Consider the following 19613-nt stretch of genomic DNA (forward strand, 5'->3'; position numbering starts at 1 on the left):
AAGCTGTCGGGGCGCTGCTCAGTGTGCAGCCCACTGGATGGTGGACAAGTCGACACCATCCTTGAACATCTCCCACAGGGGAGACAGTTCGCGCAGTTTCGCCACGTTTTCCTTGATGGTGGCGACCGCGTAGTCAATTTCTTCTTCGGTGCTCCAGCGGCCAATCGTCATGCGAAGGCTGCTGTGCGCCAGTTCGTCGCTGCGGCCCAGGGCGCGCAGCACATAGCTGGGTTCCAGGCTGGCCGAGGTGCAGGCCGAACCACTGGAAACCGCCAGGCCCTTGATACCCATGATCAGCGACTCGCCCTCGACGAAGTTGAAGCTCATGTTCAGGTTGTGCGGCACGCGCTTGTCGGCGTGGCCGTTGAGGAACACCTCTTCGACGTCCTTGAGGCCGTTGAGCATGCGCTCGTGCAGGGCGCGTATGCGCTTGTTCTCTTCGTGCATCTCGGCTTTGGCGATGCGGTAAGCCTCGCCCATGCCCACGCACTGGTGGGTGGGCAGCGTGCCCGAGCGCATGCCGCGCTCGTGGCCGCCGCCGTGCATCTGCGCTTCCAGCCGCACGCGCGGCTTGCGGCGCACGTACAGGGCGCCTATGCCCTTGGGACCGTAGGTCTTGTGCGAGGTCAAGCTCATCAGGTCGACCGGCAAGGTAGCCAGGTCGATATCGATGCGGCCGGTCGCCTGGGCGGCGTCCACATGGAAGATGATGCCTTTTTCACGGCACAGGGCGCCAATGGCCGGGATGTCCTGGATGACGCCGATTTCGTTGTTGACGAACATGACGCTGACCAGAATGGTGTCGGGACGGATGGCGGCCTTGAGCGCTTCGAGGTCCAGCAGGCCGTCGGCCTGCACATCCATATAAGTCACCTCAAAACCCTGGCGCTCCAGCTCGCGGCAGGTGTCCAGCACGGCCTTGTGCTCGGTCTTGACCGTGATGATGTGCTTGCCCTTGGTCTTGTAGAAATGGGCTGCCCCCTTGAGCGCCAGGTTGTTGGACTCGGTCGCGCCGCTGGTCCAGACGATCTCGCGCGGGTCGGCGCCAATCAGGTCGGCAATCTGCCCGCGCGCCTTTTCGACCGCGGCTTCCGCCTCCCAGCCCCAGGCGTGGCTGCGCGAAGCGGGGTTGCCGAAATGTTCGCGCAACCAGGGGATCATGGCGTCCACCACCCGCGGGTCGCAGGGGTTCGTGGCGCTGTAGTCCATGTAGATGGGAAAGTGTGGGGTGTCCATGTGGCTAGCTCTTTTTATTCACGGGCTGGCTGGCAGCGCGATCCAGGGTCATGCAATCAGTTCGCAAAGGGATGGGCCGGGCAAATGCCGGCCCGGTTCCATCAGGATTTGGAGAACGCATTGCCCAGTGCGAAGACCGAGTTGGGCGCATTCACGCGTACCGGCTTGACGGCCGGCGCCGTGAAGATGGCCTTCTTGACCTGCGGGGTGTTTTCGATCACCACGCCCTTGGCAAGCTGGTCTTCCACCAGCTTTTGCAGGGTCACGGAATCCAGGAACTCCACCATGCGGCTGTTCAGCGATGCCCACAGTTCGTGCGTCATGCAGCGGCCGCCCTCGCCCAGGCAGTTTTCCTTGCCGCCGCACTGGGTCGCGTCGATCGGCTCGTCCACCGAAACAATGATGTCGGCCACGGTGATCTCCGAAGCCTTGCGGCCCAGGGTATAACCGCCGCCGGGACCACGGGTGGACTCCACCAGCTCATGGCGGCGCAGCTTGCCGAACAGCTGTTCGAGATAGGATAGGGAAATCTGCTGGCGCTGGCTGATAGCGGCCAAGGTGACCGGGCCGTTGTTCTGGCGCAGTCCCAAATCAATCATCGCAGTGACCGCAAAGCGGCCTTTGGTTGTGAGGCGCATAACAAGCTCCTTTAAATGGCTTGACTGTCGTTTTCACCCTGAAAACTTGTGGCTTACAGGGAACTCTTCCTCCAGCCGCCCAGGTCAGTCAACCGGTATCGCGGGGGCTTTTTGTTGTTCTGGTATTGTTCTTGACTGTTTTCGTCAAGTTTAACACAGACAGGGGTTTTCCCGCTGGGCGCCCCAAAAACATGAGGACTAACCCGTAGCCCTGGTCGTCAAATGCACCGATATGGTGCACTTGACGAATGAGGGACATTTCAACTCAAGCCCGGGCTTGGCCCGCAGCGGGCAGAGGCAGCACGTTGTCGACGCCGGGGGCGCCGAAAGCCTGTTCCTTGAGGCTGTGCAGTTGGTCCCGCACCCGGGCGGCTTTTTCGAACTCCAGGTTCTTGGCGTGTTCGATCATCTGCTTTTCCAGGCGCTTGATTTCGCGGGCAATGTCTTTTTCGCTCATGTCCTCGACCAGCGCCTTTTGCATCTCGAGCTTTTCGGCTTCCTTGCCGGATTTCTCACTATAGACGCCGTCGATCAGGTCGCGGATGCGCTTGACCACGCTGCGCGGCGTGATGCCGTGCTCGAGGTTGAAGGCGATCTGCTTGTTGCGCCGCCGCTCGGTCTCGCCCATGGCTTTTTTCATGGAGTCGGTGATGCGGTCGGCATACAGGATGGCGCGGCCGTTGAGGTTTCGGGCGGCCCGGCCTATCGTCTGGATCAGGCTGCGCTCGGCGCGCAAAAAGCCCTCCTTGTCGGCATCCAGGATGGCCACCAGCGAGACCTCGGGAATGTCCAGGCCCTCACGCAGCAAGTTAATGCCCACCAGCACATCAAAAGCGCCCAGCCGCAGGTCGCGCAGGATTTCCACGCGCTCGACGGTGTCCACGTCGCTGTGCAGGTAGCGCACCTTGACGCCGTTGTCGCTCAGGTAATCGGTCAGTTGTTCGGCCATGCGCTTGGTCAGCGTGGTGATCAGCACTCGTTCGTTCTTCTCGACCCGAATGCGGATTTCCTGCAGCACGTCGTCGACCTGATGGGTGGCCGGCCGCACCTCGACCTGCGGGTCGACCAGACCCGTGGGCCTGACCACCTGCTCCACCACCTGGCCGGCATGCTCCTGCTCGTAAGCCGCCGGCGTGGCCGACACGAAGATGGCCTGCCGCATCTTGGACTCGAACTCCTCGAACTTGAGCGGCCGGTTGTCCAGCGCGCTGGGAAGGCGAAAGCCGTACTCCACCAGCGTGGTCTTGCGTGCCCGGTCGCCGTTGTACATGGCGTTGAGCTGGCCGATCATGACGTGGCTTTCGTCCAGGAACATCAGCGCGTCCTTGGGCAGGTAGTCGCACAGCGTCGAGGGCGGCGATCCCGCCGGCGAGCCGCTCAGGTGGCGGGTATAGTTCTCGATGCCCTTGCAGTGGCCGATTTCGCTGAGCATCTCCAGGTCGAAGCGGGTGCGCTGCTCTATGCGCTGGGCCTCCACCAGCTTGCCGTCGGCCACGAACTGGGCCACCCGCTCGGACAGCTCCAGCTTGATGGTCTCCACCGCCGCCATGACCTTGTCGCGCGGCGTGACGTAGTGGCTCTTGGGGTAGACCACAAAACGCGGGATTTTCTGGCGGATGCGGCCGGTCAGCGGGTCGAACAGCTGCAGCGACTCGATCTCGTCGTCGAACAGCTCTATGCGTATGGCGAGTTCGGAATGCTCGGCCGGGAAGACGTCGATCACGTCGCCACGCACCCGGAAGGTGCCGCGCGCGAAATCCTGCTCGTTGCGCGTGTACTGCATGCGGATCAGCCGCGCGATCACGTCGCGCTGGCCCATCTTGTCGCCTATGCGGGCGATAAAACGCATCTGCGTGTAATCCTCGGGCGCACCTATGCCGTAAATCGCGCTGACGGTGCCGACGATGATGGTGTCGCGCCGCTCCAGCACGCTCTTGGTGGCCGACAGGCGCATCTGCTCGATATGCTCGTTGATGGCCGAGTCCTTTTCGATGAAAAGGTCGCGCTGCGGCACGTAGGCCTCGGGCTGGTAGTAGTCGTAATAGCTGACGAAATATTCGACCGCGTTCTTCGGGAAAAACTCGCGGAATTCGCTGTACAGCTGCGCCGCCAGCGTCTTGTTGGGCGCGAACACGATGGCCGGGCGGCCCAGGCGGGCGATCACATTGGCCATGGTGAAGGTCTTGCCCGAGCCGGTCACGCCCAGCAGGGTCTGGAACACCTCGCCGTCCCTGACGCCCTCGACCAGTTGCTCGATCGCCACCGGCTGGTCGCCCGCCGGCGGATAGGGCTGGAACAACTCGAACGGCGAATCCGGGAAACGGACAAACTGGCCCTCACGCGGGGCCGGATCCACCACCTCGGTTATGACTTCAATAGCTTCTGGCATAAAACCTCGATCAAGCCCCGTTAAAATTCGGGGCAACCAAACAGAATACGACATTCGGCCGAAAATGGGAATTGCAATCCCCCATCGCCCTTCGACCGCCGTGTTGATACCTCTTGTAGCCTTTTTTCCGGTCAACTTGTGACCTAAATTTTCCTAGCCTCGCTTTCGCCTTTTTTCACTTTTTCTGAGGATATTTCATGTCTTTGTTTACCGCTGTCGAAATGGCCCCGCGTGACCCCATCCTGGGCCTGAATGAGCAGTTCAATGCCGACACCAATCCCAACAAGGTCAACCTGGGCGTGGGCGTGTACTACGACGACAACGGCAAGCTGCCCCTGCTGCAATGCGTGCAGGCGGCCGAAAAGATCATGATGGAATCGCCCAAGGCCCGCGGCTACCTGCCGATTGACGGCATCGCCGCCTACGACGCGGCCGTCAAGGGCCTGGTCTTCGGCGCCGACAGCGAGCCCGTCAAGAGCGGCCGCGTCGCCACCGTGCAAGGCATAGGCGGCACGGGCGGCCTCAAGGTGGGCGCCGACTTCCTCAAAAAGCTCAGCCCCAACGCCAAGGTGCTGATTTCCGACCCAAGCTGGGAAAACCACCGCGCGCTGTTCAGCCAGGCCGGTTTTGCCGTTGAAAGCTATCCTTACTACGATGCCGCCAAGCGCGGCGTCAACTTCGACGGCATGCTCGCCGCCCTGAACGCCGCAGCCGAAGGCACCATCGTCGTGCTGCACGCCTGCTGCCACAACCCGACCGGCTACGACATCACCGCGGCCCAATGGGACCAGGTGATCGCCGCCGTCAAGGCGCGCAAGCTCACGCCTTTCCTCGACATGGCTTACCAGGGCTTCGGCCACGGCATTGCCGAAGACGGCGCCGTCATCGGCAAATTTGTGGCTGCCGGCCTGAGCTTTTTTGTGTCGACCTCGTTTTCCAAGAGCTTCAGCCTCTATGGCGAGCGCGTGGGCGCCCTGTCGGTGCTCTGCGAATCCAAGGAAGAAGCCGACCGCGTGCTGTCGCAGCTCAAGCTGGTCATTCGCACCAACTACAGCAACCCGCAGATCCACGGCGGCATGGTGGTGGCCACGGTGCTCAACACACCGGCACTGCGCGCCCAGTGGGAGCAGGAACTGGCGGAAATGCGCGTGCGCATCAAGGCCATGCGCCAAAAGCTCGTGGACGGCCTGAAGGCCGCCGGCGTCAAGCAGGACATGAGCTTCATCACCGCCCAGATCGGCATGTTCAGCTATTCCGGCCTCAGCAAGGACCAGATGGTGCGCCTGCGCAATGAGTTCGGCGTCTACGGCACCGACACCGGCCGCATGTGCGTGGCCGCGCTCAACAGCAAGAACATCGACTACGTCTGCGCGTCTATCGCCAAGGTCGTCTGATTTCCCTGTCGATCTCTCTGCCTCCCAGCCCGGATGGTTTCATCCGGGACGCCCTGCAAAACCGCCACAACCAGCGCATCCTGCAGCAATTGCCCACCCTGGGCCTGCCGGATGCCTGGCTGGTCGCGGGTTGCCTCTTCCAGACGGTCTGGAATGTGCGTTCGGGCAATCCGCCCGAAGCCCATATCAAGGACTATGACCTGTTCTACTTCGACCCCGCCGATCTTTCGGAGGCGGCCGAGGCCCGGGTCCATGCGCGGGTCCAGTCCGCCTTTGCCGGCCTGGGCATCACGGTGGAAGCCAAAAACCAGGCTCGCGTCCACACCTGGTACCAGGACTACTTCGGCTTTCCCTACTCTGCCCTGCGCAGTTCCCGGGACGGCATAGACCGTTTCCTGGTCACCAGCACCTGCGTGGGACTGCAAGCCGGCGCTTCAGGCCTGGCGCTTTACGCACCCAACGGCCTGGACGCGCTCTACCAGGGCCGGCTCAGCCCGAACCCGCTGTGCCCGCATCGGCCGCTGTTTGAGAAAAAAGCCAGCGCCTACCAGGAGCGCTGGCCCTGGCTGCAAATCCAGGCTTGATCCGGGCTGATCAGCCCCAGACCGCGGAGCGCATCGAAATCGAACCGGCCTGGAAGCTGGTGTTGAAAAAGCGCATGGCCTCCTTGCCGTCGGCGGCGCCGGCCGCATACAGCAAGGGCAGGTAGTGCTCATAAGTGGGGTGCGCCATTTTGGCGACCTGGCCCAGCTTCTGGAAGTTCTGCAGCGCATCGAGGTTGCCCTGCTGCATATAGCCGCCCGTGATCTGGTCGAATTCCAGCGCCCAGTCATAGGCCTGGCTGCCGGTCGCGCCGCGCTGCATCTGGCGCAAGTTGTGCACGATATTGCCGCTGGCGACGACCAGCACCCCGCGCTCGCGCAAGGCCTTGAGCTGCCTGGCCAGCGCATAGTGGTCCTCAGGCGCGCGGCCGTAGTCCATGCTGAGCTGGATCACCGGGATGTCCGCATCCGGGAACATGGGCTTGAGCACTGACCAGGCGCCATGGTCCAAGCCCCACTCGGACTCATCCAGCCCCAGCGGCGCCGAGGCCCGCTGGCGTACCAGCTGGCTGATGGCCTGCGCGGCGGCCGGATCGCCGGGCGCCGGGTACTGCTGGTCGAACAGTTCCTGCGGAAAGCCGCCGAAATCGTAGATGGTTTTGGGCTTGTCCATGGCGGTCAGCCACCAGCCTTCGGTCAGCCAGTGCGCCGAAATACACAAAATCAGCTGCGGCCTGGGGTATTTGGCCCCAAATTCGGCGCCCAGCGCCTGCCAGCTGCGCCGGTATTCGTTGTCGCCTATGGCGTTCATGGGACTGCCGTGGCCCACAAAAACCACCGGCATCCTGTCGGATTTCTTCAGGGAGGCGATTCGGTCCAGTGCGGAGGCGTCGATAGTCGGGAGCATAGTGTTGTTTCCTGTTCGGGGAGCGGCACCAGGGCGGGCAAACCCGCCGGCCGGAAGGCAAAATGGTAAGTGTTCCTTCAATTCCGCAGGTGGCGGCGGTTAATCGCCAAAACAAGCCCGGCCGCCGCCTCGTGGTGCTTTGGCACCAAAGCCGTGAAAAGAGCCCGGAATTGGTGGTTTTCCTCAAAACAGTGCGGCCAGCCCCTGTTATATTGCACTGCAACATACTACGATTTACCTGTCATAACGACATCACAACGACATAACCCAAGGTTGACCCCCGATGCTGTACCAAGTCTATGAAACCCAGCGCACCTTGATGGAGCCCTTTGTCGACTTCGCGCAGGCCGCCGCCAAGCTCTACGGCAACCCCCTGTCGCCCCTCGGGCAAAACCCCTTTGCCCAGCGCGTGGCCGCCGGCTACAGCCTGATCTACCGGCTGGGCAAGGATTACGAAAAACCGGCCTTCGACATCCGCACCGTTGACGTCAACGGCACCGAGGTCAGCATCCACGAACGCGTGGAAATCGACAAACCCTTTTGCGAGCTGCGCCGCTTCAAGCGTTTCACCGACGACCCGGCCACGCTGACGGGCCTGAAGGGCGAACCCGCGGTGCTGATCGTCGCCCCGCTGTCCGGCCACTACGCCACCTTGCTGCGCGACACCGTGCGCACCATGCTCAAAGACCACAAGGTCTACATCACCGACTGGAAAAACGCGCGCACCGTGCCGCTGTCCGACGGCTCCTTCCACCTGGACGACTACGTCAACTACGTGCAGGAATTCATCCGCCACATCCAGGGCATTTACGGCAACTGCCACGTCATCAGCGTGTGCCAGCCCACCGTGCCGGTGCTCGCGGCGGTGTCGCTGATGGCCTCGCGCGGCGAGACCACACCGCTGAGCATGACCATGATGGGCGGCCCCATCGACGCGCGCAAGTCGCCGACCGCCGTCAACAACCTGGCCATGAACAAGAGCTACGAGTGGTTTGAGAACAATGTGATCTACCGCGTGCCCAGCAACTTCCCGGGCGCCGGGCGCCGCGTCTACCCCGGCTTTTTGCAGCACACCGGCTTCGTCGCGATGAACCCCGACCGCCACGCCAGCAGCCACTACGACTACTTCAAGGACTTGATCAAGGGCGACGACGCCAGCGCCGAGGCGCACCGCAAGTTCTACGACGAATACAACGCGGTGCTCGACATGGACGCCGATTACTACCTGGACACCATCAAGACGGTGTTCCAGGAGTTCAAGCTCGTCAACGGCACCTGGGACGTCAAGAACGTGGACGGGGAACTGGAGCGCGTGCGGCCCCAGGACATCAAGACCACCGCCCACTTCACCGTCGAAGGCGAACTGGACGACATCTCCGGCTCAGGCCAGACCGAGGCCGCCCACAGCCTTTGCCACAACATCCCCAAGGCCTTGCAAAAGCACCTGGAAGTCAAGGGCGCGGGCCACTACGGCATCTTCAGCGGCCGCCGCTGGCGTGAGATCGTCTACCCGCAGGTCAAGGCCTTTATCCAGGCGAACAACCGGCCTTCGGCTCCGGCCAAACGGGCAGCGGCGGCAAAAACCACCGCAAAATCCACGGCCAAATCCAGTGCAAAGCCTGCGGCCAAAAAGACGGCGCGCGGCAAGCAAGCCTGAAGGCCTGCGCGTCACGGCCGGCAGGCCGTGACTGGTAGGACAATAGGCCGGTGAGCTCCCCCACCGACTTGCGCCTTTTCGAGCGCCTCAACACCGCCCTGCCCCAAACCCAGTGCACCCGCTGCGGCTACCCTGACTGCGCGGCCTACGCGCAGGCCATGGCCTCGGGCGAGGCCGCCATCAACCAATGCCCGCCGGGCGGCGCCGAAGGTGTACAGCGCCTTTCGGCCATCACCGGCCTGCCCGCCCTGCCGCTGAATCCCGCCAACGGTACCGAAGGCCCGCGCGCCCTGGCCGTCATCGACGAGAACTGGTGCATAGGCTGCACCCTGTGCCTCAAGGCCTGCCCGACCGACGCCATCATGGGCAGCAACAAGATGATGCACACCGTGATCGAGCCCTGGTGCACGGGCTGCGAGCTGTGCATCCCGGTATGCCCAGTCGATTGCATCAGCCTGGAAAACGTCACCGGCGCGCGCACCGGCTGGCAAGCCTGGTCGCAGCAAGAGGCCGACACGGCCAAGGCGCGCTATGAAGGCCATAAGGCCCGGAACAAGAGAGAAGAAGGCAAGCCTCCCGGCGGCATGGATGCCGGCAAGCCCGCCGGGTCAACATCCGTGGCGCCGGTAGCCTCAGCCGCACGCCCTGAAACCGACCCCGCCGTGGCGGACCGCAAACGCGCCGTGATCGAAGCCGCGCTGGCCCGGGCCCGGGCACAGCGCACAAAAGAGTAAACCGGGTAGCCGGCTTTCAGCCCAGGGCGGAAAACGCCTTGACCACTTCGGGCGGCGCCTGCACCAGCTCGATCAGCACGCCCTCACCCGCGATCGGAAACTCCTCGCTGGCCTTGGGGTGCAGAAAGCAGATGTCAAAACCCGCCGCGCCCTTGCGTATGCCGCCAGGCGCAAAGCGCACGCCTTTGGCCGTCAGCCATTCCACGGCTTTGGGCAGGTCGTCTATCCACAGGCCCACATGGTTGAGCGGCGTGGTGTGCACCGCGGGCTTCTTGTCCATGTCGAGCGGCTGCATCAAGTCGACCTCGACCTTGAAGGGGCCGCTGCCCATGGCGCAGATGTCTTCGTCCACGTTCTCGCGTTCGCTGACGAAATTGCCGGTCACTTCCAGGCCCAGCATGTCCACCCACAGCGTGCGCAGGCGATCCTTGCTGGTGGCGCCAATGGCGATCTGCTGGATGCCCAGCACCTTGAAAGGCCGGCCAGGGTTCGCGTTCATGCCTGGAACTCCACAATCGGCTGGTCCACGCTTAACGATTCGCCCTTGGTGGCTAGCACCTTGCCGACCACACCGTCGGCCACAGCGAACAGTACGTTCTCCATCTTCATGGCCTCAATCACCGCCACGCGCTCGCCGGCCTGCACCTTCTGGCCCACCTGCACCGCCACGTCCACCAGCAGGCCCGGCATGGGCGAGAGCACATAGCGGCTCATATCGGGCGGCGCCTTGTAAGGCATCAGGGCATGGAGCTGCGCTGCGCGCGGCGTCAGCACCAAGGCATCAAGCCGGGTACCGTTGTGGGCGATGCGGATCGCGAGCGGATTGCGTCCGACGCCGCGCTCCACCTGCGCGGCAAAAGGCTGGCCGTTGACGGTGCCGCGTATGCGCGCGCCGCCCAGGTGCCAGTTGCTGCAAATTTCATAACGCTTTGCGCCCACCTCCACCGTGCCCGAACCGGTTTGCGCCTGGTAGTTGCCTACCGTCACCGGGTGCGGCGTGTTCTGTCCCGCCGTGCCCAGGCTGACGACAACGAACTCCTCGCCCACCGTGACGCCATGGCCCGGCAGCTGGCCGCTGATGCCGGCCGCGCGGCCCAGCATGCGGCGATTCACGTAAGCCGCCAGCGCCAGCAAAAAGGACGGGTCCTCATGCGGCACATCTTCGGCATGAAAACCCTTGGCGTAGTTCTCGGCGATAAAGCCGGTGTTGAAATCGCCCGAAACGAATTTGGGATGCGCCAGCAAAGCCGCCTGGAAGGGAATGTTGCTCGAGATGCCGCGGATCACAAAACCATTGAGCGCCTCGCGCATTTTGGCAATCGCCTCCTTGCGGTCCTTGCCGTGCACGATGAGCTTGGCGATCATCGAGTCGTAAAACATCGGGATCTCGCCGCCGTCCTCCACGCCGGTATCGACACGCACGCCGTACAGCTGCGAGGTGTCGGCCGCGAACATGGTCTCCTTGGGCGGCTGGAAACGCACCAGCCGGCCGGTGGACGGCAGGAAGCTGCGGAACGGGTCCTCGGCGTTGATGCGGCATTCGATGGCYCAGCCATTGCGCTGCACGTCTTTCTGCGCAATCGGCAGCTTCTCGCCGGCAGCCACGCGGATCATCAGTTCCACCAGGTCCAGCCCGGTGATGCACTCCGTCACCGGGTGCTCGACCTGCAGCCGGGTGTTCATTTCGAGGAAATAAAAACTCTGGTCCTTGCCGACCACAAATTCCACCGTGCCGGCGCTCTGGTACTTCACGGCCTTGGCCAATGCCACCGCCTGCTCGCCCATGGCCTTGCGGGTCGCGTCGCTGATAAAAGGCGACGGCGCCTCTTCAATTACCTTCTGGTGGCGCCGCTGTATCGAGCATTCGCGTTCGTTGAGGTACACCACGTTGCCGTGGCTGTCGCCCAGCAGCTGGATTTCGATGTGGCGCGGTTCCTCGACAAACTTCTCGATAAAGACGCGGTCGTCGCCAAAGCTGTTGCGCGCCTCGTTGCGGCAGGAGGTAAAACCTTCCAGGGCCTCCTTGTCGTTGAAAGCCACGCGCAAGCCCTTGCCGCCGCCGCCCGCGCTGGCCTTGATCATCACCGGGTAGCCAATGCCTTTGGCGATCTCCACGGCTTTCTCGGCGCTCTCAATCGCGTCGTTCACGCCCGGGATGCAGTTGACGCCCGCCGCGCCGGCCAGCTTTTTGGACTCGATCTTGTCGCCCATGGCGGCAATCGAATAATGCTTGGGGCCTATGAAGATGATGCCCTCTTCCTCCACCCGCTTGGCAAAACCCGCGTTCTCGCTCAGGAAGCCGTAGCCGGGGTGCACCGCCTGCGCGCCCGTCTGCTTGCAGGCCGCGATGATCTTGTCGGCCTGCAAATAGCTGTCGCGGCTGGGCGCCGGGCCTATGTTGACGGCCTCATCGGCAAGCTCGACATGGCGTGCGTCCTTGTCGGCATCGGAATACACGGCAACGGTCTGGATGCCCATCTTGCGGGCGGTCTTGATGACGCGGCAGGCGATTTCACCGCGGTTGGCAATCAGTATTTTTTTGAACATCATGAAGCTCTCATTGGTTATCGACGAGGAGCAGCTTGTACTGCTCATTAAAAGCCCACCAGGGCTTGACGGCACCACCGTTCATGGAGTGCACATAGGACAGTTGAAGAGAGAAGTTCATCAGAATCGCCGAGGTGCATCCTGATTGGCTTGCTTGGCCTGGATGCTGCCGTGAAAGCCCACAGCTTCCTTTTTTTTCAACACCGCATCGCTCCCGGAATCCGCATCCGCCCCCTTGGCGACCGCATCGATGACACCACGCACCACAATGCCGACCAAGGTTCTTTCGTCGTCAACACTGGCCACCAATGCGACGACCAGATGCCACGCGGGAAAGACAAAAATGCGCTGCCCCTTGAAGCCGCTGGCATAGAAATAAGGCGTGCCAGCAAACTTGGCATCTCCGATCCACCAGTGCAGGGCATAGCTCTTGTTGGGCCCAGGCTGAGTCGCGTCTTGCACATAACTTGCATCGAAGATTCTCTTGCCGTTCCACTCGCCCTGTTGCACATAGAGCTGCCCCAGCTTCAGCATGTCCATCGGTCGAACGCGCAAACCCCAACCACCGGGATAGCGGCCTGCGCGGTCCCTAAACATCCAGTCGTAGTTGCTCATCTGCAAAGGCTCGAACAGCGTGGCCTTGCCAAAGCTCAGCAAGTCATTGCCCGCTACGGCGGCGATGACCGCGCCCGTCATCGACACATCGGCATCGGAATAGTTGAACCGGGTGCCCGGCGATGCGACGAACGAGGGCGAAAGCGCGAAAGCCAGGCGGTCGTTCAGAGGGTCGTAGATGGGATGACAGCAAGGATCGTGCTTGTAGTTCAAGCCCGAGCTCATCTGCATCACGTTCTTCAAGCTGATCTCCTTTGCCTTGTCCCAATCCTTGTCGTTGAGGCGCGAGGGTTGGGGCACAAGATCTGCGATAGGCAGATCCACCGACTTGAGCTTTCCTTGATACAACAAGGCCCCGACCAGTGTGGAAGAGAAGGATTTGGTGACCGACCACATCGAATGGTTGTACTGGCGGCTCAGCCCGTCTTTGTAGCGTTCGAGCGAGAGCTTGCAGTCGCGCAGCACCAACAAGGCCCGCACTTCCAGTTTCGACTCGTCCAATGAATCGAGCATGCCGTCCAGGCGTGTGGCAGACAAGGCGACCTGGCTGGGTGGTGCACTTGTGAAGTCTTTGCCGACGGGGGTATCGCAAGCGCCATCTGCCGCTTGCGCCGCAGAAACAAACACCAACAAGACCAGCGCCAAACTGGCCATACGCACTTTGCTTTTCATGGTGTTTTCACAGGGGGATATTCCCGTGCTTGCGCCACGGGTTCTCAATCTTCTTGTCGCGCAGCATCACCAGCGAGCGGCAGATGCGTTTGCGTGTTTCATGCGGCAGGATCACGTCGTCGATAAAACCGCGCGCGCCGGCCACAAAGGGGTTGGCGAAGCGGGCCTTGTATTCGGCTTCCTTGGCGGCCAGCTTGGCCGGGTCGCCCTTGTCTTCGCGGAAGATGATTTCCACCGCACCCTTGGCGCCCATCACGGCGATCTCGGCGTTGGGCCAGGCAAAGTTGACGTCGCCGCGCAAATGCTTGGAGGCCATCACGTCGTAGGCGCCGCCGTAGGCCTTGCGTGTGATCACGGTGATCTTGGGCACGGTGCATTCGGCATATGCGTACAGCAGCTTGGCGCCGTGCTTGATGATGCCGCCGTATTCCTGGCTGGTGCCGGGCATGAAGCCGGGCACGTCGACAAAGGTGATCACCGGGATGTTGAAGGCATCGCAAAAGCGCACAAAACGCGCGGCCTTGATGGAACTCTTGATGTCCAGGCAGCCGGCCAGCACCAGCGGCTGGTTGGCGACGATGCCCACGGTCTGCCCTTCCATGCGCGCGAAGCCGATGATGATGTTTTTTGCGTATTCGGGCTGTATCTCAAAGAAGTCGCCGTCGTCCACCGTCTTGACGATGAGCTCCTTCATGTCGTACGGCTTATTCGGGTTCTCGGGCACCAGGGTGTCCAGGCTCAGGTCCATGCGGCCGGCCGGGTCGGCGCTGGGGCGCACCGGGGCTTTTTCGCGGTTGTTCAGCGGCAGGTAGTTGTAGAGGCGGCGCAGCATCAGCAGCGCCTCGACGTCGTTCTCGAAGGCCAGGTCGGCCACGCCGCTGCGCGTGGTGTGGGTGGTGGCGCCGCCCAGTTCCTCGGCCGTGACTTCTTCATGCGTCACGGTCTTGACGACCTCGGGGCCCGTGACAAACATATAGGAGCTGTCCTTGACCATGAAGATGAAGTCGGTCATGGCCGGCGAATACACCGCGCCGCCGGCGCTGGGCCCCATGATCATGCTGATCTGCGGAATCACGCCGCTGGCCATCACATTGCGCTGGAACACGTCGGCGTAACCGCCCAGCGAAGCCACGCCCTCCTGGATGCGGGCACCGCCCGAATCGTTCAGGCCTATGACGGGCGCACCGACCTTCATGGCCTGGTCCATCACCTTGCAGATTTTCTCGGCATGGGCTTCGCTCAAGGCGCCGCCGAACACCGTGAAATCCTGGCTGAAGACAAACACAAGGCGGCCGTTGATCATGCCGTAGCCGGTGACCACGCCGTCGCCGGGGATCTTGTTGTCCTGCATGCCGAAGTCGGTGCAGCGGTGCTCGACAAACATGTCCCACTCTTCAAACGTGCCCTCGTCCAGCAGCAGCTCCAGCCGCTCGCGCGCCGTGAGCTTGCCTTTGCCGTGCTGCGCGTCTATGCGCTTCTGGCCGCCGCCCAGGCGGGCCGCTGCGCGTTTTTTTTCGAGTTGTTCAAGGATTTCTTGCATGGTGTGTTCCGCTATTTGGACGAAAAAATTTACCGGGCTGGTTCAAACAAAAGCCGCGCGGCGGCCTGGCTCATGCGGCGCGAGTCGTGCCCCACGCCCGGCACGGTGACGCGCTCCCAGGCCAGCGGTGTGCCCAGCTTTTGCGCCTGCATCTGTGCCTGCATAAAGAAATTGGTACCACGCTCGAACCGGTTCACGCCCTGCGCCGTGGCCTGTCTGGCCTTGGGCAGGTTGGCCGCGTCGGTCTGGATATCGGCCTCGCCGAGCAGCACGATCAGCTTGCGCGCAAAAACCTGCTTGAGCTTGTCGGGGCTGACGATGCTCTCGTTGAGCGCATAAGGAAACTTATCCTCCATGAGGCCGGGGTAGCTGGCCATGGTGTAGCTGCCGGCATTGGCCGCCACTGCGACGGACACGCGCGGCGCCTCCGCCAGCAGCATGAAGCGGTGCACAAACTGCCCGCCCGCAGAATGGCCGAACAGCAGGTAGTCGGTGGCCGACAACCCCTCATCGGCGCGGACAAAATCAAACAGGTGCTCGACGATCTGGAAGGACCACTGGCTGCGGTCGCGGCTTTCAATGCCGCCCATGTTGAACAGCCGCGAGGAAAACCGCGCCTCGTCAAATTCCGGGGCCAGCACGATGAGCTTGTTTTTCTCGGCAAAAGGCAGCCAGTTGTCGCGCATGCGCGAGCCCTGTCGCTCGGCGCCGTGGATCACCATCATGACCCTGGCATCGGGCCCGGCGCTGCGCGCCTTGTAGTAATACACGGTGACGGGCTTGTCCGCGAAAAAGCCTTTGTCGGTGAAGACAAAGCTGCCCGGCTCGCCGGCCGCCAGGCCGCCGGCCCAGGCCATGCAGGCCTGTAGAAGCAGCGCGCAAAGAACGATTGTCTTTTTCATGGCTTCCCTCCTTTGGCAGCCAGGGCCAGCAAGCTGCGTGCGGCGGTAGAGGCCGCGACTTCGCCGCGCGCCACTTCGGCGATGAGGCCGGGAAGGCGCTCGCGCACCTGCGGGTCCTGGCGGAAGGCCTGCTTGAGGCCCGCATCTATACGCTCCCACATCCAGGCCAGCGACTGCTGCCTGCGCCGCTCGGCGAACTGGCCGTTGGCGGTCTGCAAGTCCTTGAACCGCGTCACCGCTTTCCAGAACACGTCCACACCCTTGTTGTGCAGCGCGCTGAGCTGTATCACCTGCGGATGCCAGTTTTTGTCGAAGTTGGCGGCCTGCTCGCTGCTCATGGCGTTGTTGACCAGGCCGAACAGGCGCATGGCCGAGGTAATCTGGGCTTCGGCCCGCATGGCCGCGTCGGCGTCAATGTCGGCCTTGTTGATGATGACCAGGTCGGCCAGCTCCATCACGCCCTTTTTGATGGCCTGCAGGTCGTCGCCGGCATTGGGCAGCTGCATCAGCACAAACATGTCGGTCATGTTGGCCACAGCGGTTTCGCTCTGGCCCACACCCACGGTTTCCACGATCACCACGTCGTAGCCGGCGGCTTCGCAGACCAGCATGGCTTCGCGCGTTTTTTCGGCCACACCGCCCAGGTTGCCGCTCGATGGGCTGGGCCGTATGTAGGCGCGCTCATGTACCGAGAGCTTTTCCATGCGGGTCTTGTCTCCCAGGATGGAGCCGCCCGAGACGGAGGAAGAAGGATCGACGGTGAGCACCGCGACGCGATGGCCCTGCGCAATCAGGTACAGGCCCAGCACCTCGATAAAGGTGGACTTTCCGACGCCGGGCACGCCGCTGATGCCCAGCCGCAGGGCTTTGCTGGTGTGGGGCAGCAGGGCCGTGAGCAGCTCGTCGCCCTGGGCGCGGTGGTCGGCACGCGTGGACTCCAGCAGCGTGATGGCCTTGGCGATGGCGCGGCGCTGCACCATCGCGTCCGGGCCCAGGATAGCCTGGAGGAAGTCAGGCGCGGCCATCACGCCACGCGCTCCACCGCGGGCCATTCATAGTGCAGGTCCACACCTTCTTCGCCTTGCAGCACAAAACCGTGGCGCAGGTAGAAGCGGTTGGCGTCGCTTTCCTTGAGCGCGGTCAGCTTCACGGCCAGGCCGCGTTCACGCGCCTGGGCCAGCACCTGGCGCAGCACCCAGGAGCCTATGCCCTGGCCGCTGGCGCTGCTGCGCAGGTAAAGGTGGTCAAGCCGCAGGGCCATTTCACCTTCAGCGCCTTCGGGCTTGAGCGTGAAAAAACCGATGCGCTCGCCGTCGAGCAGGATGTGTTGCATGTACTGCGGGAAAAATCCTGCAGACAAGCGCTCGCGCGAGCGTGCGAGGTCAAACCGGCCGACGCGTTCCAGGCTGGGCCGCATCGCGTCTATGCGCAAGGCCAGCATGTCCTCAAAGTCACCGGCAAGCACCGGCTGCAGGGACAGGCGCACACTGATGTCGGTCACCACCGGCTCACTTCGCAACAGCGGCGCGGATTTGTTCCAGCACATCCTTGGCGCTGGCCGGGATCGGCGTGCCCGGGCCGTAAATGCCCTTGACGCCGGCTTCGTAAAGCATGTCGTAGTCCTGGCGCGGGATCACACCGCCCACAAACACGATGATGTCGTCGGCGCCCTGCTTCTTGAGCTCGGCGATGATGGCCGGCACCAGCGTCTTGTGGCCGGCTGCCAGCGTAGAAACGCCCACGGCATGCACGTCGTTTTCAATCGCCTGGCGCGCGCACTCCTCGGGCGTCTGGAACAGCGGCCCCATGTCCACGTCAAAGCCCAGGTCGGCGAAGGCCGTGGCCACCACCTTGGCGCCGCGGTCATGGCCGTCCTGACCCAGCTTGGAGATCATCACGCGCGGTCGGCGGCCCTGCTCTTCGGCAAAGGCATTGATTTCGGTCTTCAGGGTTTCCCAGCCTTCGGCCGAGTCATAAGCGGCAGCGTACACACCGGTCACCTTTTGTGTATCGGCGCGGTGGCGCCCGTAGACTTTCTCGAGGGCATCGCTGACTTCGCCCACCGTGGCGCGCAGGCGCACGGCCTTGATGCTGAGGTCCAGCAGGTTGCCGTTGTTATTCTCGGCGGCCGCCGTCAGGGCGTCCAGCGCGGCCTGCACCGCCGTATTGTCGCGGCCGGCCTTGATGGCCTTGAGCCTCTTGATCTGGCCCTCGCGCACGGCCACGTTGTCGATGTCGCGCGCCTCGATGGCGTCTTCGGTCTTGAGCTTGTATTTGTTGACGCCGACGATGACGTCCTTGCCGCTGTCGATGCGCGCCTGCTTTTCAGCCGCCGCGGCCTCGATCTTGAGCTTGGCCCAGCCGCTGTCCACGGCCTTGGTCATGCCGCCCATGGCCTCGACTTCCTCGATGATGGCCCAGGCGGCGTCGGCCATGTCCTGGGTCAGCTTTTCCATCATGTAGCTGCCGGCCCAGGGGTCTATCACCTGGGGGATGTGGGTTTCTTCCTGGATGATGAGCTGGGTGTTGCGGGCGATGCGGGCGCTGAACTCGGTGGGCAGGGCAATCGCCTCGTCAAAGGAATTGGTGTGCAGGCTTTGCGTGCCGCCGAAAACCGCGGCCATGGCCTCTATGGTGGTGCGCACCACGTTGTTGTAGGGATCCTGCTCGGTCAGGCTCCAGCCCGAGGTCTGGCAGTGCGTGCGCAGCATCAGGCTTTTCGGGCTCTTGGCGTTGAAGCCCTTCATGATGCGGCACCACAGCAGGCGCGCGGCGCGCATCTTGGCGACTTCCAGGTAGAAGTTCATGCCTATGGCCCAGAAGAAGCTCAGGCGCCCGGCGAACTCATCCACATCCAGGCCCTTGCCCAGCGCGGTCTTCACGTACTCTTTGCCGTCGGCCAGGGTGAAGGCCAGCTCCAGCGCCTGGTTGGCACCGGCTTCCTGCATGTGGTAGCCCGAAATCGAGATCGAGTTGAACTTGGGCATGTTCTGCGCCGTGTATTCAATGATGTCGCCGATGATGCGTATGCTGGGCTGGGGCGGGAAGATATAGGTGTTGCGGACCATGAACTCCTTGAGAATGTCGTTCTGTATGGTCCCGCTCAGCTTGTCCTGGCTCACGCCCTGCTCTTCGGCCGCCACCACATAACCGGCCAGCACCGGCAGCACCGCGCCGTTCATGGTCATGGAGACGCTGACCTTGTCCAGCGGGATCTGGTCGAACAATATCTTCATATCCTCGACTGAATCGATGGCCACGCCGGCCTTGCCCACGTCGCCGGTCACGCGCGGGTGGTCGCTGTCGTAGCCGCGGTGCGTGGCCAGGTCAAAGGCCACCGAGACACCCTGGCCGCCGGCGGCCAGCGCCTTGCGATAGAAGGCGTTGGACTCTTCGGCCGTGGAAAAGCCCGCGTACTGGCGAATCGTCCAGGGCCGCACCGCATACATGGTGGCCTGCGGGCCGCGTATGAAAGGCTCAAAGCCCGGCAGCGTGTTGGTATGGGGAAGGTCTTTGACATCCTCGGCGGTGTAAAGCGGCTTGACGCTGATGCCGTCCGGCGTTTGCCAGTTGAGCGCGCCCAGATCGCCGCCGGGCGCCGACTTGGCGGCTGCCTTGGCCCAGGCCTCCAGGCTGGCGGCGGGAAATTCAGGTTCGGGATGGGGCTTGGACATGGGATGTTGTTACCGTACAAGGCTTCAGGCCGGGGCTGCGATGCAAGCAGCATAGGCTCAAGCCGAGGTGAATACATGAATCGAAGCCAAGTTTACATCATTTATAATTATTGATGCAAAATTCAGTTTCAGTTAAGATAGCGCCAGCGCTGACAGGAAGCAGCGC

Annotated in this window: 16 protein-coding genes; 4 read left to right on the plus strand and 12 right to left on the minus strand. The window is 62.7% G+C overall.

Annotation, left to right across the window (positions count from 1 at the left end; translation table 11 throughout):
- Window positions 1-18 precede the first annotated feature (18 nt).
- From AC1DUN_RS18675 to uvrB, 3 genes are all read right to left on the minus strand, one after another.
- Complete coding sequence (locus AC1DUN_RS18675; RefSeq protein ID WP_007867012.1) at window positions 19-1236, minus strand: IscS subfamily cysteine desulfurase; 1218 nt, start codon at window positions 1234-1236, stop codon at window positions 19-21.
- A gap of 101 nt (window positions 1237-1337) precedes the next feature.
- Window positions 1338-1874, minus strand: coding sequence for a Fe-S cluster assembly transcriptional regulator IscR (iscR, locus tag AC1DUN_RS18680; RefSeq protein WP_007867011.1), 537 nt, complete (start codon window positions 1872-1874; stop codon window positions 1338-1340).
- Window positions 1875-2139: 265 nt separating this feature from the next.
- Window positions 2140-4263 carry an excinuclease ABC subunit UvrB gene (gene uvrB, locus AC1DUN_RS18685; RefSeq protein ID WP_477715268.1) on the minus strand — a complete coding sequence of 708 codons (2124 nt, stop codon included), beginning with the start codon at window positions 4261-4263 and terminating at the stop codon, window positions 2140-2142.
- A gap of 197 nt (window positions 4264-4460) precedes the next feature.
- On the opposite strand from uvrB, the gene AC1DUN_RS18690 reads away from it, so the two are divergent.
- Both AC1DUN_RS18690 and AC1DUN_RS18695 read left to right on the plus strand, forming a co-directional pair.
- Window positions 4461-5657 (plus strand): amino acid aminotransferase, encoded by a 1197-nt coding sequence (locus AC1DUN_RS18690; protein ID WP_477715269.1) that lies wholly within the window; start codon window positions 4461-4463, stop codon window positions 5655-5657.
- Window positions 5658-5662: 5 nt separating this feature from the next.
- Window positions 5663-6241: a nucleotidyltransferase family protein gene (locus AC1DUN_RS18695; RefSeq protein WP_477715329.1), complete on the plus strand. Its 579-nt coding sequence runs from the start codon at window positions 5663-5665 to the stop codon at window positions 6239-6241.
- A gap of 10 nt (window positions 6242-6251) precedes the next feature.
- Here AC1DUN_RS18695 and ygiD read toward each other — a convergent pair whose 3' ends face one another.
- Entirely contained in the window at window positions 6252-7106 is an 855-nt protein-coding gene (gene ygiD, locus AC1DUN_RS18700; RefSeq protein WP_477715270.1) for a 4,5-DOPA-extradiol-dioxygenase, read from the minus strand.
- Between the two features lie 283 nt (window positions 7107-7389).
- Between ygiD and AC1DUN_RS18705 the strand changes: the two genes are divergently transcribed.
- Together AC1DUN_RS18705 and rsxB are read left to right on the plus strand one after the other, a co-directional pair.
- Window positions 7390-8763 (plus strand): polyhydroxyalkanoate depolymerase, encoded by a 1374-nt coding sequence (locus AC1DUN_RS18705; protein ID WP_477715271.1) that lies wholly within the window; start codon window positions 7390-7392, stop codon window positions 8761-8763.
- Between the two features lie 50 nt (window positions 8764-8813).
- Entirely contained in the window at window positions 8814-9497 is a 684-nt protein-coding gene (gene rsxB, locus AC1DUN_RS18710) for an electron transport complex subunit RsxB (protein ID WP_477715272.1), read from the plus strand.
- 16 nt (window positions 9498-9513) lie between these two features.
- Here the strand turns inward: rsxB and AC1DUN_RS18715 are convergent, their stop codons facing one another.
- The 8 genes from AC1DUN_RS18715 to scpA form a co-directional block, all read right to left on the minus strand.
- A complete protein-coding gene (locus tag AC1DUN_RS18715) occupies window positions 9514-9996 on the minus strand; it encodes a VOC family protein (RefSeq protein ID WP_477715273.1) in 483 nt (160 codons plus the stop codon).
- Complete coding sequence (locus AC1DUN_RS18720; protein WP_477715330.1) at window positions 9993-12044, minus strand: acetyl-CoA carboxylase biotin carboxylase subunit; 2052 nt, start codon at window positions 12042-12044, stop codon at window positions 9993-9995. The genes AC1DUN_RS18715 and AC1DUN_RS18720 overlap by 4 nt, the downstream gene beginning before the upstream one ends.
- A gap of 120 nt (window positions 12045-12164) precedes the next feature.
- A complete protein-coding gene (locus AC1DUN_RS18725) occupies window positions 12165-13331 on the minus strand; it encodes a serine hydrolase domain-containing protein (RefSeq protein WP_477715274.1) in 1167 nt (388 codons plus the stop codon).
- A 7-nt stretch (window positions 13332-13338) separates the two neighbouring features.
- On the minus strand, window positions 13339-14871 hold the full coding sequence (locus AC1DUN_RS18730) for an acyl-CoA carboxylase subunit beta (RefSeq protein ID WP_007866994.1): 1533 nt from the start codon (window positions 14869-14871) through the stop codon (window positions 13339-13341).
- 29 nt (window positions 14872-14900) lie between these two features.
- Complete coding sequence (locus tag AC1DUN_RS18735) at window positions 14901-15773, minus strand: alpha/beta hydrolase family protein (RefSeq protein ID WP_477715275.1); 873 nt, start codon at window positions 15771-15773, stop codon at window positions 14901-14903.
- Window positions 15770-16798 (minus strand): methylmalonyl Co-A mutase-associated GTPase MeaB, encoded by a 1029-nt coding sequence (gene meaB / locus AC1DUN_RS18740; RefSeq protein WP_477715276.1) that lies wholly within the window; start codon window positions 16796-16798, stop codon window positions 15770-15772. Before meaB ends, AC1DUN_RS18735 begins: the two co-directional genes overlap by 4 nt.
- Complete coding sequence (locus AC1DUN_RS18745; protein WP_477715277.1) at window positions 16798-17319, minus strand: GNAT family N-acetyltransferase; 522 nt, start codon at window positions 17317-17319, stop codon at window positions 16798-16800. Before AC1DUN_RS18745 ends, meaB begins: the two co-directional genes overlap by 1 nt.
- The gene (gene scpA, locus AC1DUN_RS18750; RefSeq protein ID WP_477662975.1) at window positions 17282-19447 is read right to left on the minus strand and encodes a methylmalonyl-CoA mutase; all 2166 of its coding nucleotides are present in this window, start codon (window positions 19445-19447) and stop codon (window positions 17282-17284) included. The genes AC1DUN_RS18745 and scpA overlap by 38 nt, the downstream gene beginning before the upstream one ends.
- Window positions 19448-19613 lie beyond the last annotated feature (166 nt).

The sequence above is a fragment of the Polaromonas sp. P4_F6 genome (assembly GCF_056401275.1).